Here is a 17,938-nt window from a genome sequence, read left to right on the forward strand (position 1 = left end):
GTAATGATGGATGGTTTTATTATTCGTGCTCTGCTTGCAGGTAGTGCTGTAGTGACTGTGACGGGTGTTTTAGGGGTGTTTCTATTGTGGCGGCGTATGGCCTATTTTGGGGATGCGTTATCACACTCTGCCTTATTAGGGGTGGCATTAGGCATTTTATTAGGTGGACAAGAATATTGGTTTGTCTTAGCCGTGTGTATTGTAGTGGCTTTGTTAATGACACGGATACAACGTAGGCCAGAACTGAGTAATGATACCATTTTAGGCATCTTAGGGCATGGTGGCTTAGCTTTAGGCTTGATGGCGCTACACTTTAGTACTCAAGCAGGTGGCCGAAGTTTAGAGGCTTATTTATTTGGTGATATCTTACTATTGCAAGATACCGATGTTTATTTTGCGTTAGGGCTCAGTGCCGTTGTGGTGGGAGTGGTCTGGTATTATTGGCAATCGTTATTACTCATGACCGCTCATCCAGAACTAGCTCAAGCCGAGGGTGTTAATACCGAGCGATTGGGATTAATCTATATGCTACTGATTGCATTGGTAATTGCTATTGCTATGCGAGTGGTAGGGATTTTTTTACTAACCGCGTTATTAATTATTCCTGCTGCGACCGCTAGACGCTTAGCCCGTACTCCAGAGCAAATGGTCTTTATAGCTATTGTGAGTGGCTTAGTGGCTTTGATGCTGGGCTTAGCCAGTTCGCTATGGTGGGATAGCCCTACAGGTCCTAGTATTGTCGTGGTTGCAGTCATAGAATTTGCCTTAGTGCAGCTCATACCCCAGCGTTAAAAATGAGCCAATCAGTAGATACGGTTTGTGCGCTGCACAAATCCATGTTAAAAACAGTCCCGACTCCAAATTTAATGACGCTAGAGTAAGCGTAATCTAGCAGGTGAGGTGACGTGATGGTGGTAACGGCGGTTTACCCAGGGACGTTTGATCCCTTGACAAATGGGCATATGGATTTAATTCGGCGCTCACGACGTTTATGTGAACGGGTGATTGTAGGGGTGGCTTCTAATCCTAAGAAGAAACCATGGTTTACGCTAGCAGAGCGGGTCGATCTAATTCAAACAGAGATTGAGTACCATGGTTTATCCAATGTAGAAGTCATCGGTTTTGAAGGATTATTGGTTGATTTTGCGAAAGCTCAACAAGCAAGTGTCCTGATTCGTGGTATGCGTGCGGTATCTGATTTTGAGTTTGAGTTTCAGCTTGCGAGTATGAATAGAAGCCTTGCTCCTGATGTGGAGTCCGTGTTTTTAATGCCGGGTGAGAGTTTTTCCTTTATCTCCTCTACTTTGGTCAAAGAAGTAGCACGCTTAAATGGTGATGTGGAACGTTTTGTCTCTCCCCGTGTACTAAAAGCATTAAAAGCTAGAATTCAAGAGCGCAATGGGTTATCGGATTAAGAACTACTAGATAAACCTCGGTTAATAGGCAGTCTTATCCTGACCTTGTAGAATCAGGTATTACTTTTAAGAGAGGAATGAGTTTAATTATGGCATTAATAATTACTGACGAATGTATCAATTGTGATGTATGCGAGCCGGAGTGCCCCAATGATGCGATTTCACCCGGGGACGAGATTTATGTGATTGATCCTGATCGTTGCACCGAATGTGTGGGGCACTATGATGAGCCACAATGTGTGGCAGTGTGTCCGGTAGATTGTATTCCCAAAGATCCTGAGCGTGTGGAGTCTAAAGCTGAGTTACAGCTTAAATATGAAGCACTCATGGCACAATCGTAAAGCGTAAGTCCAATAGCCTTAGATTATATTTTATATGCCTGCTTTATGCAGGCATATTGTATTGGGCTGATTATATTGCTTATATTAAGTTGGTTTATAGGTCTGAAAGGTAAGCAGTGGCTTGCGTTGAGCATCCAGTAATACTAATTGACCTCTAACTAAAGCATAGATTCGGACGCGAGCCAGTTTATCCATATAGTCTCGCTCCGTCTGAGACGGTACCCCTGAACATAATATACGACTGACACTCGGCTGACCCAGCGCTAAAGTGCCATCTTCGTTGGCGATATAATTGCCAGAGTAGCTGTTGCAACCATTAAAGCCACTCATACGCCCCCGCTCAAACAAAACCGTTATTGGGCGTGAAAGATTAGGTACATTCTTAGCTAAGACCCACTGAGACTGATTGAGGAGCGGGTCATGAATAGAACTAGGATTCGCTTTGGTATTGCAAGCATTTAGCGTTAATAGCAAGCAGCCCACCAAAACAAGCCGCCAGTACTTATGTTGCATAAATAGAATCATCGATAGCATGCTCAGGAGTTTTATTATTATTCTATGAGAGGGATCTATAACCGATAAGGTTCAATCCACTATGATGATAGAAGGATGATAGGGATACAACTAAATCAGGATGATTGGAAATTGAGGCTAGTGAGTGTTTAGTATTCAACCTATTGGGTATATACAATCCTGTTATCAGGAGAAGTTTGGGATTCCACGCCAGCCTAATTTGGTGTCAGAGGCTAAAGCGCGTATTAATCTGCTTGAGACTTTTTCCTTAGAGAGTGTCAGAGGGTTGCAGGAGTTTTCTCATATTTGGGTAATTTTTCGCTTTCATTTGACTGCAGAGCAAGGTTGGCATCCCACGGTACGCCCACCCCGTTTAGGCGGGAATCAACGGGTAGGTGTCTTTGCGACCCGCTCTACCTTTCGACCTAATGCCTTAGGCTTATCCGTGGTGTCATTGAGTGGTATTGTGGAGTGTAATGGGCAGGTGAGCTTAGAATTGCGCGGAGCCGATTTACTAAATGGCACCCCAATTATCGATATTAAACCCTATATTCCCTATGTAGACGCACTGCCTCACGCCCAAGCAGGCTATGCTCAACAAGCTCCATTGAGCCAAGTGAAGGTACGTTTTGCTTTACAAGCTTCAGTGCAGTGTCAGCAAAAATCTACACAATGGGGGGTGAATATGGAGCTGTTGATTCGCCAGATTCTACAACAAGATCCGCGCCCTGCTTATCGTACAACACAACAAGATCATCGTGAGTATGGGATGCGGTTATATGATTTTGATCTTCATTGGCGCTATGACGCCGATGGTATTGAGGTTTTAGACTTAAGCGAGGGCAGTCTGCCTCACACTAAGCATTAGGGAATATATCACTTGAATACTCATTCATTATGGCGCTGCTCATTAAGTCTGATAACAGGTTTAATATTAGCCCATTCATTAGCTTATGCTAAATCAACCCATGACAATTCTAAAAATAACACAACAGAAGCAAAGTCGACTGAAGCCACTGCCTTAAAACAGTTACCCGAAAAAGTAGTGGCATTACTACAAAAATATAAAATTCCGGCTAGCGAACTTAGCATTTTGATTCAAGAGGTGAGTGCATCTAAGCCTTTAGTAGAGTATGAAATCGATACACCACGTAATCCCGCCTCTACTATGAAACTCCTCACGACATGGACTGCGCTGAAAGTACTAGGGCCTTCTTGGCGTTGGAAAACCGAAGTATGGACCCGTGGCACTATCACAAATGGTGTTTTGTATGGTGATCTTGTGCTTAAGGGATATGGCGATCCGTATCTAATTTATGAAAATTTTTGGCAATTAATGTTTGATTTACGGGCGAAAGGCTTAAAAGATATTCAGGGTAATCTGATTATTGATAATAGTTATTTTGATGTACCTGAGCAGGCGAGCCAACAGTTTGATAAAACACCAGAGCGGGTTTATAACGCATTACCCTCGGCATTAATGTTTAATTTCCAAGCCACACGTTTCTTATTATCTCCCAATACCCTGACCAATAAAGTGGATATCACGACCTTTCCTGAGGCGGCGGTGTTAAAAATTGATAATCAATTATCGCTACATGAAGGGCGTTGTAGTGAGGATAACTATAATCCCGTGTTTGTCCGCCAAAGTACCGGGACTATGCTGATTCGGGGGGGGTATGCGACGGAATGTGGGCAGCAATTTATTATGCGTTTAATGACCACACCCACTAACCATGTCGCACAAGCTTTCCGCCAGTTTTGGCAACAACTCGGTGGAACCCTTTCTGGAGGTGATCAATCCGGTACTTTGCAAGCTAGCGATCAACTATTTTATACCTATTATTCACCACCACTTATCGATCAAATTCGCGCAATTAATAAGTGGAGCAATAATGTAATGACACGTCAATTATTGCTAACGTTAGGGGCGAAGGGGATTGGTGTTCCGGGTACAACGGTTAACGGGAGTGAAGTCGTCAAGGTTTATTTAAACTCGGTGGGGATTAATACTCAGGGTTTAGTGATTGAAAATGGGGCAGGGCTATCACGCGATGAACGTGTTACCGCACGACAAATGGGGCAAATGCTTAACCTTATTTGGCATGATGCCTATATGCCTGAATTCATTTCGTCCTTGCCATTATTAGGCGAGGATGGCACCTTACTGAAACGTTTCCGCCACCAAGCCCTACGCGGTCAAGCGCACCTGAAAACCGGCACTTTAAATGACGTCACTGCCTTATCAGGCTTTTTGCTCACTCAATCTGGTAAGCAGCTTATTATAGTGATTCAACATCATGGTCGCCATGTCTCAGCCGGACGTGCTGTGCAAGATGCTTTATTAGAGTGGGCGTTTAATCAATGACATAGGTTTGCCGTATGAAACATTGGGATGTACGCTACTTAGTACTAACCTGTTTAATGAGTACAGGGGTGAACGCAGCAACCCTGCCACCCTTAGAGTTAGATACTACTTTACCCGCCCTAGATACTACCCTGTCAGCGGAAGAGGCTCTAAGCTCTTTAGATACCGAGGTAGATACTACTTTGCCCCCGACACTAGCGCCGTTAGGGGGTGAGGAGGCGGTATCTACTGAGTTAACAGACGAAGTGAGTAGTGCTCCTGATCCCACCGCCGATAGCACGGATGATTTTAGGCGTTTGCCCGAAGAAGCACCGAGTTTAGGTGAAGACCCGGCTAATGCCTATTCTGCCAAAACCACTAAAGCCAATTCAAAAACGAAGGCGAAGACGGAAGAGTCTCCGGTTAAAGTATTAGTTAGTGGGGCAGATAAAGCCCTCTCCGATAATATTATTGCTTTTTTACCTTCGAGACGGCGCTTAAATTGTGCCACCTCCGCCGAGCGCATTGAGCGTTTTATTACCGCAGCACAGCCCAAGCTACAAGCCTCCGCCGAGGCTATGGGCTATTTTGATGCCCAATTTAAGATGGTTTCAGCGCGGCGTGATGGTTGTTGGGTATTGAATGTAGCGGTGAACCCCGGGCAGCCCATTCGTGTCAAAGGCATGGATATTAAGCTGGAGGGGGCGGGAGCTAAGACTAAAGATTTTGCTACTATTCAGCAAAATCCTCCCTATCGCATGGGGGATGTGATGGTGCATCAGCCCTATGAAGATTACAAAGACAAGCTAAATCAAAAAGCCAATCAACTAGGTTATTTCGACGCCGAATATAAAACCAAACAGCTACAAATTGACCCGGATAAGCATGAGGGTAAGGTAGTCTTGGATTATAAAACAGGCGAGCGTTATCGTTATGGGCAAGTGGATGTAAAACAAGATGTGCTTAACCAAAAAGTGCTTAATCGCCATTTAAGGGTGCGTCCGGGTGCCTATTATGATTCGGAACAACTCCTTAAGCAGCAACGTTTATTAGAAGCCAGTGGCTATTATAAGGATGTACAAATTGTCCCTAAGCACATGGAGGCTAAAGACAAACAGATTCCAGTGAGTATCCAAGCCGAACGTAATAAGCGTTATACCTATACAGGCAAAGTAGGCTATGGCGCTGATACCAAAGCACGTCTAGAAGCGAAAATGGATACCAACTGGGTGAATGACAAGGGGCATAAATTAACGGTAGAGGGAGTCGCCTCTAAACCAGAAGCGTCTTTGGGATTTAATTATAAAGTGCCTTTGTGGGAGCCAGAATTTGAGTTTGCGGCCTTAAGTGGGGGCTGGGAACGTTCTGATACTAATCAGATTAAAAGTTCGGCTTTAAAAAGTGAGTTTAGTTATAATCGCCGTAATGATAGTGACTGGCAACAAACCGCCTTTGTTTCAACCCTTTATGAGACGACTCAGACCGAGGGAAGTGATAAAACGACTTCTCAATTAGCGTTGTTAGGCGCTAGGATGAAAAAAACGGAGGCGGATGATTTATTGTATGCCACCCAAGGCTGGCAATTAGCCGCCGAGTTACAAGGGGCTAAAAAAGGCTTATTAAGCGATCAATCTTTAATACAAGGTAAGGTTTCTGGTAAGTATTTAAAAACCTTGGAGTCCAAAAATAAGGTCATTTTACAAGGGGCTTTGGGCACTACCTATACCGATGATTTGACCACCACCCCTAAATCATTACGCTTTTTTGCGGGTGGGCAAAACTCTGTGCGGGGCTATGATTACCAGTCTTTAGGTACGAAGGATGCCAATGATGTGGTGATTGGGGGTAAGCATTTATTAACAGGAGGGGTTGAATTTGAAAAGCCTGTCCGTGACAAGTTTAGTTTGGCTGCATTTGTGGATGCGGGTAATGCGTTTGAAGATTGGTCGAATTATGACATTAAATGGGGGGTGGGCTTAGGAGCACGTTATCAATCCCCCATAGGCCCGATTCGTGTCGATGTTGCTGTGCCTAAGGATAATTTTAATGATTTCCACTTTTACTTTAGCTTAGGACCTGATTTGTGAAGTTAAGTCGCTCCCTGATTTGGACGCCCTTATTAGCGGTAATAGTACTGATTGTATTGGTATTATTGTTGGTAGGGTTTTTAGTATTTAGCCAAGCAGGGGCGCGTTTGGTTGCTCAACAATTAGAGCAACGGGTGGCGGGACTGACCTTTGAGGGAGTAGAGGGGGCATTAGGGGGCGACTTAAAGGCTAAGCGGATTTACTGGCAGGAAGAGGGGATAGAGGCTAGCGTGACCGTAGAAGGCTTAGATCTGAACACTAAACTAGGCTTACGTCCCGAATTAAAGCGTACCTATATGGATCGTCTGATTATTAAAACCCCGCCAGCAGGGCCAGGGCCGGTCGTGATTCCTGAGTTATCCGATCCATTAGAGGCCTTACTATCCGATGTACGTGTTAAGGAGTTTGAGTTTTGGGTCGGAGCGAGTGCCCTTAAGCTCTATGATGTCAGTATTAAAGCTAATAATGCAGCGGGTATGCTCTATGTACAGGAGCTGAGTGCTCGTACTCATGCCAATCCTAATCAAGGTTTAATGCTGAACCTTCAAGGGCAAATGGCCTTAGGTGCTTTACATACAGGTGAGTTTAACGGGCGAGTAGCGTCGGTTGATCCGAATCTTGGGATTGGTACCCTCGATTTAAATATAACAGGGCCTGATAATGCCTATAAGATTGCGGGACAAGGGCAATGGTCTTATCGTAATTCACCCCGCTATACCGTCAAGATCTTAGGCTCCGGTAATATGGAGCAATTAAATATATATAAACTTACCCTTACTGATCCAGAAGGAGGAAGTGAGGGGCAAGCTAAGGGCTATCTCAATTGGTATGACCCTATCTTATGGCAGTTAGATATGACCACGCACGGGGTTGATCTAGCCGACTATGGTGTAAGTACACCAACTAGCTTAGATAGCCATATCGTTTGGAGTGGTGAGCGTAGTCAGGTTAAGCGTTCTACACATTGGGCTATTCACTCACTGACTGGGCAGGTACAGAATTATCCAGTACGCGCTACTGGGGAAGTTTTGTCTGAGTTTGGAGTGTTTGAGGTTAGAAGTTTAGATGCAGCACTCGGTGATAATAAGCTCACGATTGTGGGCAAAGCGGATCAAGACTTGGCGATGGATTGGTCATTGAATGCACCCAAGTTAGCACAAATCTCACCACAATTATCCGGTGCCTTAAAAGGTAATGGAGCCTTACAAGGGCGCTTAGATGGTTCGCAGTTAACGGTTGATATTCAAGATCTTAGTGGTCATTTACAAGGGTATAAACTCAAAGCTACAGGGCAATTGGCGCGGAATAATAATACCCTATCAGCGCGTAATGTACGGGTTTATATGGGGGATAATGTGCTGACCCTAGATGGGGATGCCCGTGATGATTTAGGTTTAGTGTGGACTTTAGATGCTAAAAACCTTACTCAACTCAAGCCCACCTTAAAAGGCAATATTAGTGGCAGTGGGCGCATAGAGGGGCAGCTCGATAAAAAGCATTTGGATCTGCATATTGATGGTCTAAAAGGGCAAATCAACCAGCTGCCTATTCAAGCCCAAGGCCAATTAAAGCTACAAGACGATATTTTGAGTGCTCAAGATATGCAGGTGTTTGTGGGTACGAATCGGCTAACTTTTGATGGCAGTAGTGCTGCCAATACCTTAGGGCTGAATTGGCAATTAGAGGCGGATAAATTATCTACACTTCATCCTAAACTGAAAGGTAATCTAAGTGCATCGGGTAATGTAAAGGGTTTAATGGATGGCTCAGAATTTGACCTGAGTATTGCCAAAATGCGCGGGACTTTGCAGGATTATCCTATACAAGGTACGGGACAACTTAGCTTAAAAAACAAAGCCTTGAGTGCTAAAGATGTGATCTTAACGCTAGGGGATAATAAGCTCATTTTGAATGGGAGTGCGGCGGAAACTTTAGGTTTGGATTGGCAGTTGGAAGCTAAAGCCTTAAAGCAACTACACCTAAAGCTTAAAGGGCAGGTGAGTGCAGAGGGTAATCTTAAGGGTTTAATTGACGGTTCACAGTTAGATATTGCCATTCAAAGGCTAAAAGGCAATGTGCAAGATATCCCATTAGAGGCTAAGGGCTTATTACATTTTGAAAATAAAGTCTTAGAAGCACGTAACCTAGTGATTGATACCGGTAAAAACCAGATTACCCTCGATGGTAGTGCTGGGGATAGCTTGGGCTTAGATTGGAAGGTGAGTGCTAATGATTTAGGGCAGTTATCGCCTAAGTTAACTGGCAAGCTCAATGGGCAGGGTACGTTAAAAGGCACTTTGGATGGCAGCCAGCTTGATATTAGTATCGGCCGCTTAGAGGGTAAGATTAATCAATACCCTATTAATGCCAAAGGCCAATTAGCACGGCGTGATCAGGTGTATTCGGCGCGGGATTTAGTGGTTAATGTGGGTGATAATCAATTAGTACTCAATGGTAATGCTGGAGATGCTTTAGGTTTAGATTGGCGTATTAATGCCTCACGCTTAGAGCAGTTAAGTCCCAAGTTACAAGGTAATGCCGAAGGGTCGGGCACTTTAACCGGAGCCTTAGATGGTTCACGCCTAGATGTCACGATTAAGCGCCTGACTGGTAAGGTGCAGGGCTATCCTCTTAATGTATCCGGCGGCTTAAAGCGTCAGGGGGATGCGATTACGGCACGTGATTTAGTGGTGGAGTCGGGTAAAAATCGGGTGATACTCAATGGTAGTGCTACCGATAGCGCGGGGGTAAGTTGGCAAGTCGAGTTAAAAGATCTCTCACAGATTAAACCTAATCTAACCGGACGAGTGCAAGGGCGCGGACGTCTACAAGGTTTACTAGATGGCTCACGATTGGATGTTAGTATTCAAGCCTTAGAGGGGCAGGTACTGCAATATCCTTTGACGGCGACTGGGCAAATAGGCTTACGTGATAAGCAATTATCCGCAAAAGATTTAGCCATTAACTTAGGGCAAAATCGTATAGTGCTCAATGGTCAGGCTTCCAACCGTTTGGGTGTTAATTGGTCATTAGAGGCGAAAAATCTCAGTCAAATCCATCCTGAGTTGCAAGGCAATCTACAGGGTAATGGACGTATTGAGGGAGCCGTGGATGGCTCAACGCTTACTCTGAGCATTAGTCAGCTCAATGGTCAGTTACGAGAGTATCCTCTATCCGCTCGTGGCTCTATTACCCGACGCAATAATGTGTTTAATACGGAGGGATTTAGTGTTGATGTGGGGCAAAATCGCCTGTTACTCAGTGGTCAAGTGTCTGATCGTGTGTCAGTACGTTGGCAGCTAGATGGGCGTAATCTCAGTCAATTACATCCTAGCTTAAAAGGTAATTTAAAAGGGCGGGGTAGTTTAACGAGTCGACGGGATGGCTCAAATTTGAGCGTCGATATTGAGCAATTGACGGGGCAATTAAATGGCTACCCTCTCGATGCTACAGGTCAGATCGCCCAACAAGGCAAAGATTGGATCGTAAAACAAGGCCGGGTTCGTGCGGGCAGTAATGCCTTGCAATTATCAGGTAAGGTAACCGAGCCAATCGATGTGCAATGGCGCATTGATGCTAAGCAACTTTCACAAGTGTTGCCTGGTTTAGCTGGTAGTATCCAAGGCCAAGGGACAGCAAAAGGTAAATGGTCTTTGCCACAAGTCCAAGGACAGGTTCAAGGCACTCAATTACGTTATCAGGATTTAAGTATTGAAAGTCTGGTGGCTGATATTGGGCAAAGTGGGGGGCAATATCGTGCTAATGCGACTTTGAGAGGTATTCGCCAAGGCGATAATGTGGTGAGCCAAGCCGTACTGGAGGCGCAAGGTACACCAGAAAATCATCGCGTACGTGTCAGTGCCATACATAAAGAGGGCAAAATTGATCTCAGTGCGGTGGGGCGTTGGCAAAATAATGTCTGGGCGGGCAACATACAATCGGCTGATTTAAGAGATACTGCCGCCGGTAATTGGCGTCTAATCCGCCCAGTTACCATGCAGGTTAGTAATAAGCAATTGGCAAGTGGTGAAATTTGCCTCTCTAATGGTCAGGGTAATATTTGTGCTCAGCCTGCTATATCCAGTTCAGGGGTAGCAGCTACCGGGCGTATTCAAAATATGCCTTTGGTGATGTTAAAGCCTTGGTTGCCTGAGAATATTAAATTAGCCGGTTCGGTCGATGGATCCTATCAGGTGGTTTGGCGTAAAGGACAAGGATCGGGTCAAGCTAAGTTACGCTTCCCCGATAATACAGTACAAATCCGCCAAACGAATGGGCAGTTTGAGCAATATACCTATCACAATGCTCAAGTAGTAATCACTTTAGTGGGCAAAACAGTCAGTCTACAAGGTCAAACTCAAGTTGATCCCTATGGTGCGGTAAAACTAAATGGGCGCATTGACTTAGTCGAGCAAGGCGATCCACGCATTCAAGCGGTGATTAGTGCCGAGTCGCCTAATGTGGCTTGGCTAGAAAAAATGACCCCCGATTTGGGTGAGATCAAAGGACAAGTTCAATTAGAAGTTGAGGTGGTGGGGACACTGAGTAAGCCTACTCTGCGTGGTATTGCGCGTTTGCAAAATGGGCAAGCTTATCTATCTGAAACGGGTGCCTTACTCCAAGATATTAACTTAACTGTAAGAACTGTCGATGCGCGTAATGCCACTATTACAGGCTCATTAAGGGCAGGCTCTGGGGTATTACAAGCTAAAGGTACGATGCAGTTTGGCAATCTACCGAAATGGTCAGCCGATGTGCAGCTACAAGGCGAGCGTTTACTCTTAATGGATACTCACGAAATTCAGGCGTGGGCTTCGCCTAATTTACGCGTTACGGCTGTTCCCGGTACGGTGAATATTCAAGGGAGTATTTTTATTCCTGAAATGGTGGTGAGCTTGCGCGAGTTACCTAGTTCTGCCAGTGTGCGCTCAGACGATGTGGTCATAGTAGGCAGGCGTGCGCAAGCTAATAGTGATGTGGTGATTGTTGGAAGGCGCGGGCAGTCTCGTACTAGTAGGGTTGCCCAAGCACCACAAGGTGGTAATTTACCCGGAGCTGGGCGGCCTAATCTGCAAACGCAGGATGAACCTTTGAATATTAATCCCGATGTGACCATTGAGTTAGGGGATAGAGCCGTGTTTTCAGGGTTTGGTTTAGATGCCAAAATGCGCGGACGTTTAAGAATTGCCCGCACCCGGCAAGATATTATTGGTTTAGGTACTTTGAGTATTGTGGATGGGGTGTATAAGGCCTATGGGCAAAATCTTAGAATTGAGCGGGGGCGGCTCATTTTTAATGGCAATCTGGAAAATCCGGGCTTAGATGTTCAAGCCGTGCGCACTATAGAGGATGATACGGATATTAAGGTTGGGATTACGCTCAATGGGACAGTACGTCGCCCAGAGTCAACCTTGTTTTCCTCACCTACACAAACCCAAAGCGATACCTTGAGTTACTTATTAACAGGACATTCGGCGAGTACCCTGTCTGGTTCAGATACTAATGTGTTGCGTCAAGCAATCATGAACTTAGGCATTACGGGTGGCGAAAGTATTGCTAATCAGCTAGGTGTGGCTTTAGGGCTGGATGAGGTAGGCATTAATACTAAAGGTGATGACTATCGTGAGAGTGAGTTGCTATTGGGCAAGCGATTAGGGCCACGTCTCTATGTAAAATATATCGTTGGAGTCTTTGATTCCCTACAAAGAGTAGCTATTACCTATCAGATTAATAAGCGTCTACAGCTTGAGGCTCAATCGGGTAGGAAGCAAGGTGTTGATTTTATTTATAAAATAAATACAGATAAAGGCCCTTTTAGGCGTTCAAATCGCTAAACGCTAATGTCAAAAAAATACGATAAAAAGACTAGCTTTTAAGATGAATAGGGCATATAATCCTGTTCCTGTTTTAGTAGGTACGATCTGTTTAAAAATTAGTAATAGTTTCATCTGAAACTTATATCAAAATAATGCTGATTTTTAATGGTTATTAAGTTGACTTTCTAATTTGATAACAAGATAATTCGTGCCTTTCCAGTCGGAGGGGTTCCCGAGCGGTCAAAGGGGACAGACTGTAAATTTGTTGCCACGTGCTTCGAAGGTTCGAATCCTTCCCCCTCCACCATCTTCTGTTTGATCTACATCATTAAGTGTGCGGTGATGTTTGATCAGAGCATTAGGCGGGTGTAGTTCAATGGTAGAACCTCAGCCTTCCAAGCTGATGGTGTGGGTTCGATTCCCATCACCCGCTCCAATTATGTTGATGGCTGAGTGATTGTAAGTTTTTTGCCCATATAGCTCAGGCGGTAGAGCGCATCCTTGGTAAGGATGAGGTCGGCAGTTCGATTCTGCCTATGGGCACCAGTTATTTAGTTTTTTGACGGAGTGCTTGTCAAAATGGCAAAAGATAAATTCCAGCGTACAAAGCCGCACGTAAATGTGGGTACAATCGGTCACGTAGACCACGGTAAAACGACCCTAACAGCGGCCTTGACGGTTGTACAATCGCGTAAATTTGGTGGTGATGCCAAGGCGTATGACCAAATCGACGCAGCCCCGGAAGAAAAAGCACGGGGTATCACCATTTCGACGGCACACGTAGAATATGAATCATCGGCACGTCACTACGCACACGTAGACTGCCCTGGTCACGCGGATTATGTCAAGAACATGATCACGGGTGCGGCACAAATGGACGGAGCGATTCTAGTGGTATCCGCCGCTGATGGCCCTATGCCACAAACACGTGAGCACATTCTATTATCACGTCAAGTAGGTGTTCCATACATTGTCGTATTCATGAACAAATGTGACATGGTCGACGATGAGGAATTACTTGAACTTGTTGAAATGGAAATTCGTGAACTGTTATCAGACTACGAATTCCCTGGTGATGACACCCCCGTGATTAAAGGCTCTGCCTTAAAAGCACTACAAGGGGATGCCAGTGATTTAGGTGAAGGCGCGATTGCTAGCTTAGTAGAAGCCCTAGACACCTACATCCCAGAACCTGAGCGTGCAGTAGACGGTGCCTTCTTACTACCGGTAGAAGACGTATTCTCTATCTCTGGTCGTGGTACAGTAGTAACTGGTCGTATTGAGCGCGGCATTATTAAAGTCGGTGAAGAGGTTGAAATCGTAGGCATTAACCCTACTACTAAGACCACTGTAACGGGCGTTGAAATGTTCCGTAAGTTACTTGACCAAGGTCAAGCTGGCGACAACGTAGGTTTATTACTCCGTGGTACCAAACGTGAAGACGTAGAGCGTGGTCAAGTACTGTGCAAGCCCGGTTCTATTAAACCACACTCTAAGTTTGAAGCCGAAGTTTACGTATTATCCAAGGAAGAGGGTGGTCGTCATACCCCATTCTTCAAAGGTTATCGTCCACAGTTCTACTTCCGTACCACAGACGTCACTGGCGCTTGTGAATTACCAGAAGGCGTAGAGATGGTAATGCCGGGTGATAATGTGAAATTAGTCGTAAGCCTGATCAATCCGATTGCGATGGAAGAGGGTTTGCGTTTTGCGATTCGTGAGGGTGGTCGTACTGTTGGTGCGGGCGTCGTCGCTAAAATTATTGAGTAATTCTCTACTCGCTTAAATTAAAGAGAGCGGTTATAATATTGCTCTCTTTCTAATACAGGTCAATAGCTCAATTGGCAGAGCGGCGGTCTCCAAAACCGCAGGTTGGGGGTTCGATTCCCTCTTGGCCTGCCATCTTTAAGATGGTTTTGTCTAGTATCTGTTTGTATTCTCAAGGATATTAAACAAAGTCATTTCTGACTGTTCAGGTATTAAACAGCATGTCAAGCACTACAGAACAACAATCCTCCAGCCTAGACACTATTAAATTAATTGCCTCTTTGGCATTAATTGTAGCTGCAATCGGTGTCTTTTATTACTTTGCTACTTGGCAAGGTGAGCCTGTATCAATCTTTTTTCGCGTTTTAGCTCTATTAATAATTGCGGGTGCAGGTGTAGCACTAGCCTTTACTACAGCTAATGGTAAACGTCTCTTAGGATTCCTTAAGGACTCGCGTTTAGAAGTACGTAAAATGGTATGGCCTACTCGCGCTGAGACTATACAGACTACAATGATGGTCATGATAATTGTCTTAATTTTATCCATTTTTTTATGGCTGGTTGATATGCTCCTAGGTTGGGGTATTAAATCGCTAATAGGAAATTAAGTATGTCCATGCGTTGGTATGTAGTGCAGGCCTATTCTGGTTTTGAATCACAAGTAAAGCGTTCTTTGCAGGAGCGCATTAGTCGTTTAGGGATGGATGACCAATTTGGTCAAGTGCTGGTACCGACTGAGGAAGTGGTGGAAGTACGCGAGGGACATAAACGTCGTAGTGAACGCAAATTCTTTCCGGGCTATGTGTTAGTCGAAATGGAAATGAATGATGAAACGTGGCACATGGTTAAAGAGGTGCCTAAAGTGTTAGGTTTCATCGGCGGTACTAGCGATAAGCCTGCTCCCATTTCTAAGCGTGAAGTCGATGCCATTCTCAATCGTATTGAAGAAGGGGCTGAAAAGCCGAAACCCAAGGTTATTTTTGATGCGGGTGAGGTTGTTCGCGTGAATGATGGCCCGTTCAAAGACTTCAATGGTGTCGTGGAAGAAGTTAACTACGAAAAAAGCCGTTTATTAGTGGCAGTACAGATTTTTGGTCGCTCAACGCCTGTTGAGCTAGAGTTTTATCAAGTCGAAAAAGCTTGATTGTTTAATCATGGGGAGCCGTGAGGCGTTATTACCCACATAGGTATTTTTCATATGGCAAAGAAAGTTAGTGGCTATATCAAGCTACAAGTTCCTGCTGGTAAAGCAAATCCTAGTCCTCCTGTAGGTCCCGCCCTTGGTCAAAAAGGCGTGAACATTATGGAGTTCTGTAAAGCATTCAATGCGGCTACCCAAGGTTTAGAAGTAGGCCTACCTATTCCGGTTGTTATTACCGTTTATAGTGATAAAAGCTTTACCTTTATTACCAAAACGCCACCTGCCACGATTCTATTAAAGAAAGCAGCAGGGCTTAAATCAGGTAGTAGCCGCCCTAATACCCAAAAAGTAGGTAAGGTAACGCGCGCGCAATTAGAAGAAATTGCTAAAGCGAAAGAGCCTGATTTAACAGCAGCTAGCCTCGATGCAGCAGTACGTACTATCGCCGGTAGCGCGCGTAGTATGGGCTTGGAAGTGGAGATTTAATCATGGCAAAACTTTCAAAGCGTCAACAAGCGATTCGCGCAGTAGTATCACGTGATAAATCTTATGCCTTACCAGAAGCATTAGATTTATTAAAATCATTACCTCGCGCAAAATTCATTGAAAGTGTGGATATTGCGATTAATTTAGGGGTTGATCCACGTAAATCTGATCAAGTAGTGCGTGGTGCAACGGTATTACCTAATGGTAATGGTAAATCAGTACGTGTAGCCGTCTTTACCCAAGGTGCTAATGCAGAAGCGGCTCGTGCAGCTGGTGCAGATGTAGTCGGTTTTGATGATCTTGCGGCTGAAATTAAAGGCGGTCGCATGGATTTCGATGTGGTCATCGCTAGTCCAGATGCTATGCGCGTTGTGGGTCAATTAGGTCAAATTTTAGGTCCACGTGGCTTAATGCCTAACCCTAAAGTCGGTACTGTGACGCCTGATGTTGCTACTGCAGTAAGAAATGCCAAAGCGGGTCAAGTGCGTTACCGTACTGATAAAGCTGGTATTATTCACGCTGCTGTGGGTAATGTTGACTTTGATACCACTAAGCTCGTTGAAAATATTAACGCGTTAGTATCTGACTTAGTTAAAGCTAAACCGTCTAGTGCTAAAGGTGTTTATCTAAAAGCATTAGCTGTATCCACTACTATGGGTGCAGGTGTGCGTGTAGATAGCTCTAGCTTAAGCTATTAATTAGTTTAAAATTTAAGGCTTTATGCCTTCGTTCACAAGGATGTGAGCTGCCGTGAGGCATTAGATATACACGATGTATGTCGTCAAAGACCGCAGGTGTTAAGTAGTTAACTTAATGACATCTCTAGTTAGATGAAGCCTGCGCAGATGGCGTACCCGAGTCAGTATTGGTTTGGGGCGCTGTTTCCTTCAAAGGTAATGGTTAATTACATTTGATTGATTAACGGTGGTTTTTCCGCCGAACCAGGAGTAGATAACGTGGCATTAACACTGGAAGAGAAAAAACAAGTTGTCTCTGAAGTGGCCGCAGTCGCTGCGAGTGCTCATTCTGCGGTTGCTGCTGAAAACCGTGGTCTGAATGCTGAGCAATTGACCTCACTACGTAAAAAAGCACGCTCTTCAGGTGTGTATTTACGCGTAGTGAAAAATAACTTAGTACGTATTGCTGTAAAAGACACTAGCTTTGAATCTTTAGGTGAAAATTTGACAGGCCCTATGGTACTGGCATTTTCTCAAGAAGATCCGGGCTCAGCTGCACGTTTATTACGTGAGTTTTTAAAAGCAGATAAAGCTAATGCAGATAAGTTAGAAGTAAAGTTTGTAGCTATTGATGGCAAAACTTTACCGGGATCTGAATTAGAACGTTTAGCTAAGTTACCAACCCGTGAGCAAGCCTTGTCTACCTTGGCGGCTGTATTGCGTGCTCCGTTGGATAAATTTGCTCGTACACTTGCTGCATTGCGTGACCAGAAAGACGGCGGTGCTCCAGCACCGACTGAAGCTGACGCAGCTTGATTTTAAGATACTCATACTGATTTAGGTTTTTTGGAGATAAATAACATGGCGATGGCGATTTCTCAAGCCGATTTGTTGGAAGCATTTGCCAACATGACTGTAACTGAAGTTGTAGAATTAATTGCTGCAATTGAAGAAAAATTTGGTGTAACTGCTGCTGTTCAAACAGTAGCTGTATCAGGTGTTGGTGATACCGCTGCTCCTGTTGAAGAGCAAACTGAATTTAACGTTGTTATGACCAGCTTCGGTGATAACAAAATCGGCGTTATTAAAGTAGTACGTGAATTAACTGGCTTAGGCTTAAAAGAAGCCAAAGCAATGGTAGAGGGTGTACCTTCTACTGTTAAAGAAGCCGCTCCTAAAGCTGAAGCTGAAGACATTAAGAAGAAGCTTGAAGAAGCAGGCGCTAAAGTTGAAGTTAAGTAAGTTCTGTGCGTAGGTGTGCCTTTGATTAGTCATTAAACCTACCCCCAACTGAAGAGGCTGACAGTGCATTTGTGCTGTCGGCCTTTTGCCGCTTATACAGTAGGCA

At 44.6% G+C, this 17,938-nt stretch carries 15 protein-coding genes and 4 tRNA genes; 18 read left to right on the top strand and 1 reads right to left on the bottom strand.

Features of this window, described 5'->3' with window-relative positions; translation table 11 throughout:
• Positions 1–3: 3 nt before the first annotated feature.
• From A3IK_RS0117415 to A3IK_RS0117425, 3 genes are all read left to right on the top strand, one after another.
• Positions 4–792, top strand: coding sequence for a metal ABC transporter permease (locus A3IK_RS0117415; protein ID WP_245539502.1), 789 nt, complete (start codon positions 4–6; stop codon positions 790–792).
• Positions 793–908: 116 nt separating this feature from the next.
• A complete protein-coding gene (gene coaD / locus A3IK_RS0117420; RefSeq protein WP_020561256.1) occupies positions 909–1,415 on the top strand; it encodes a pantetheine-phosphate adenylyltransferase in 507 nt (168 codons plus the stop codon).
• An 89-nt stretch (positions 1,416–1,504) separates the two neighbouring features.
• Complete coding sequence (locus A3IK_RS0117425; protein WP_026221047.1) at positions 1,505–1,756, top strand: YfhL family 4Fe-4S dicluster ferredoxin; 252 nt, start codon at positions 1,505–1,507, stop codon at positions 1,754–1,756.
• An 84-nt stretch (positions 1,757–1,840) separates the two neighbouring features.
• On the opposite strand, the gene A3IK_RS0117430 is transcribed toward A3IK_RS0117425, so the two are convergent.
• Complete coding sequence (locus A3IK_RS0117430; RefSeq protein ID WP_162596688.1) at positions 1,841–2,269, bottom strand: META domain-containing protein; 429 nt, start codon at positions 2,267–2,269, stop codon at positions 1,841–1,843.
• Positions 2,270–2,414: 145 nt separating this feature from the next.
• Here A3IK_RS0117430 and tsaA point away from each other — a divergent pair, with 145 nt between their 5' ends.
• The 15 genes from tsaA (at position 2,415) to rplL (ending at position 17,832) form a co-directional block, all read left to right on the top strand.
• Positions 2,415–3,137, top strand: coding sequence for a tRNA (N6-threonylcarbamoyladenosine(37)-N6)-methyltransferase TrmO (gene tsaA, locus A3IK_RS0117435; protein WP_020561259.1), 723 nt, complete (start codon positions 2,415–2,417; stop codon positions 3,135–3,137).
• A gap of 12 nt (positions 3,138–3,149) precedes the next feature.
• The gene (gene dacB / locus A3IK_RS0117440; RefSeq protein ID WP_020561260.1) at positions 3,150–4,637 is read left to right on the top strand and encodes a D-alanyl-D-alanine carboxypeptidase/D-alanyl-D-alanine endopeptidase; all 1,488 of its coding nucleotides are present in this window, start codon (positions 3,150–3,152) and stop codon (positions 4,635–4,637) included.
• A gap of 14 nt (positions 4,638–4,651) precedes the next feature.
• Positions 4,652–6,703 carry an autotransporter assembly complex protein TamA gene (locus tag A3IK_RS0117445; RefSeq protein ID WP_020561261.1) on the top strand — a complete coding sequence of 684 codons (2,052 nt, stop codon included), beginning with the start codon at positions 4,652–4,654 and terminating at the stop codon, positions 6,701–6,703.
• Complete coding sequence (locus A3IK_RS0117450) at positions 6,700–12,537, top strand: translocation/assembly module TamB domain-containing protein (RefSeq protein ID WP_020561262.1); 5,838 nt, start codon at positions 6,700–6,702, stop codon at positions 12,535–12,537. The genes A3IK_RS0117445 and A3IK_RS0117450 overlap by 4 nt, the downstream gene beginning before the upstream one ends.
• A gap of 204 nt (positions 12,538–12,741) precedes the next feature.
• Positions 12,742–12,826: transfer RNA gene (locus tag A3IK_RS0117455), tRNA-Tyr, on the top strand.
• A 55-nt stretch (positions 12,827–12,881) separates the two neighbouring features.
• Positions 12,882–12,955, top strand: a tRNA-Gly gene (locus A3IK_RS0117460).
• A 34-nt stretch (positions 12,956–12,989) separates the two neighbouring features.
• Positions 12,990–13,065, top strand: a tRNA-Thr gene (locus A3IK_RS0117465).
• Between the two features lie 33 nt (positions 13,066–13,098).
• Positions 13,099–14,289, top strand: coding sequence for an elongation factor Tu (gene tuf, locus A3IK_RS0117470; RefSeq protein ID WP_020561263.1), 1,191 nt, complete (start codon positions 13,099–13,101; stop codon positions 14,287–14,289).
• A 56-nt stretch (positions 14,290–14,345) separates the two neighbouring features.
• Positions 14,346–14,421 (top strand) — tRNA-Trp (locus A3IK_RS0117475).
• An 86-nt stretch (positions 14,422–14,507) separates the two neighbouring features.
• Positions 14,508–14,894, top strand: coding sequence for a preprotein translocase subunit SecE (secE, locus tag A3IK_RS0117480; protein ID WP_020561264.1), 387 nt, complete (start codon positions 14,508–14,510; stop codon positions 14,892–14,894).
• A gap of 2 nt (positions 14,895–14,896) precedes the next feature.
• Positions 14,897–15,430, top strand: a complete 534-nt coding sequence (nusG, locus tag A3IK_RS0117485; protein WP_020561265.1) for a transcription termination/antitermination protein NusG — start codon at positions 14,897–14,899, stop codon at positions 15,428–15,430.
• A gap of 54 nt (positions 15,431–15,484) precedes the next feature.
• Positions 15,485–15,913: a 50S ribosomal protein L11 gene (rplK, locus tag A3IK_RS0117490; RefSeq protein WP_020561266.1), complete on the top strand. Its 429-nt coding sequence runs from the start codon at positions 15,485–15,487 to the stop codon at positions 15,911–15,913.
• A gap of 2 nt (positions 15,914–15,915) precedes the next feature.
• Positions 15,916–16,611 (top strand): 50S ribosomal protein L1, encoded by a 696-nt coding sequence (gene rplA, locus A3IK_RS0117495; protein ID WP_020561267.1) that lies wholly within the window; start codon positions 15,916–15,918, stop codon positions 16,609–16,611.
• A gap of 258 nt (positions 16,612–16,869) precedes the next feature.
• Complete coding sequence (rplJ, locus tag A3IK_RS0117500; RefSeq protein ID WP_020561268.1) at positions 16,870–17,406, top strand: 50S ribosomal protein L10; 537 nt, start codon at positions 16,870–16,872, stop codon at positions 17,404–17,406.
• 51 nt (positions 17,407–17,457) lie between these two features.
• The gene (gene rplL, locus A3IK_RS0117505) at positions 17,458–17,832 is read left to right on the top strand and encodes a 50S ribosomal protein L7/L12 (protein ID WP_026221048.1); all 375 of its coding nucleotides are present in this window, start codon (positions 17,458–17,460) and stop codon (positions 17,830–17,832) included.
• Positions 17,833–17,938: the final 106 nt, after the last annotated feature.

It is taken from the genome of Thiofilum flexile DSM 14609 (genome assembly GCF_000380185.1).
GTDB classification, from domain to species: domain Bacteria; phylum Pseudomonadota; class Gammaproteobacteria; order Thiotrichales; family Thiotrichaceae; genus Thiofilum; species Thiofilum flexile.

Coding starts and splice junctions, on each gene's coding strand:
- A3IK_RS0117415 (WP_245539502.1), top strand. CDS start 4: ATGATGGATGGTTTTATTATTCGTGCTCTGCTTGCAGGTAGTGCTGTA.
- coaD (WP_020561256.1), top strand. CDS start 909: ATGGTGGTAACGGCGGTTTACCCAGGGACGTTTGATCCCTTGACAAAT.
- A3IK_RS0117425 (WP_026221047.1), top strand. CDS start 1,505: ATGGCATTAATAATTACTGACGAATGTATCAATTGTGATGTATGCGAG.
- A3IK_RS0117430 (WP_162596688.1), bottom strand. CDS start 2,269: ATGCAACATAAGTACTGGCGGCTTGTTTTGGTGGGCTGCTTGCTATTA.
- A3IK_RS0117445 (WP_020561261.1), top strand. CDS start 4,652: ATGAAACATTGGGATGTACGCTACTTAGTACTAACCTGTTTAATGAGT.
- tuf (WP_020561263.1), top strand. CDS start 13,099: ATGGCAAAAGATAAATTCCAGCGTACAAAGCCGCACGTAAATGTGGGT.
- secE (WP_020561264.1), top strand. CDS start 14,508: ATGTCAAGCACTACAGAACAACAATCCTCCAGCCTAGACACTATTAAA.
- nusG (WP_020561265.1), top strand. CDS start 14,897: ATGTCCATGCGTTGGTATGTAGTGCAGGCCTATTCTGGTTTTGAATCA.
- rplK (WP_020561266.1), top strand. CDS start 15,485: ATGGCAAAGAAAGTTAGTGGCTATATCAAGCTACAAGTTCCTGCTGGT.
- rplA (WP_020561267.1), top strand. CDS start 15,916: ATGGCAAAACTTTCAAAGCGTCAACAAGCGATTCGCGCAGTAGTATCA.
- rplL (WP_026221048.1), top strand. CDS start 17,458: ATGGCGATTTCTCAAGCCGATTTGTTGGAAGCATTTGCCAACATGACT.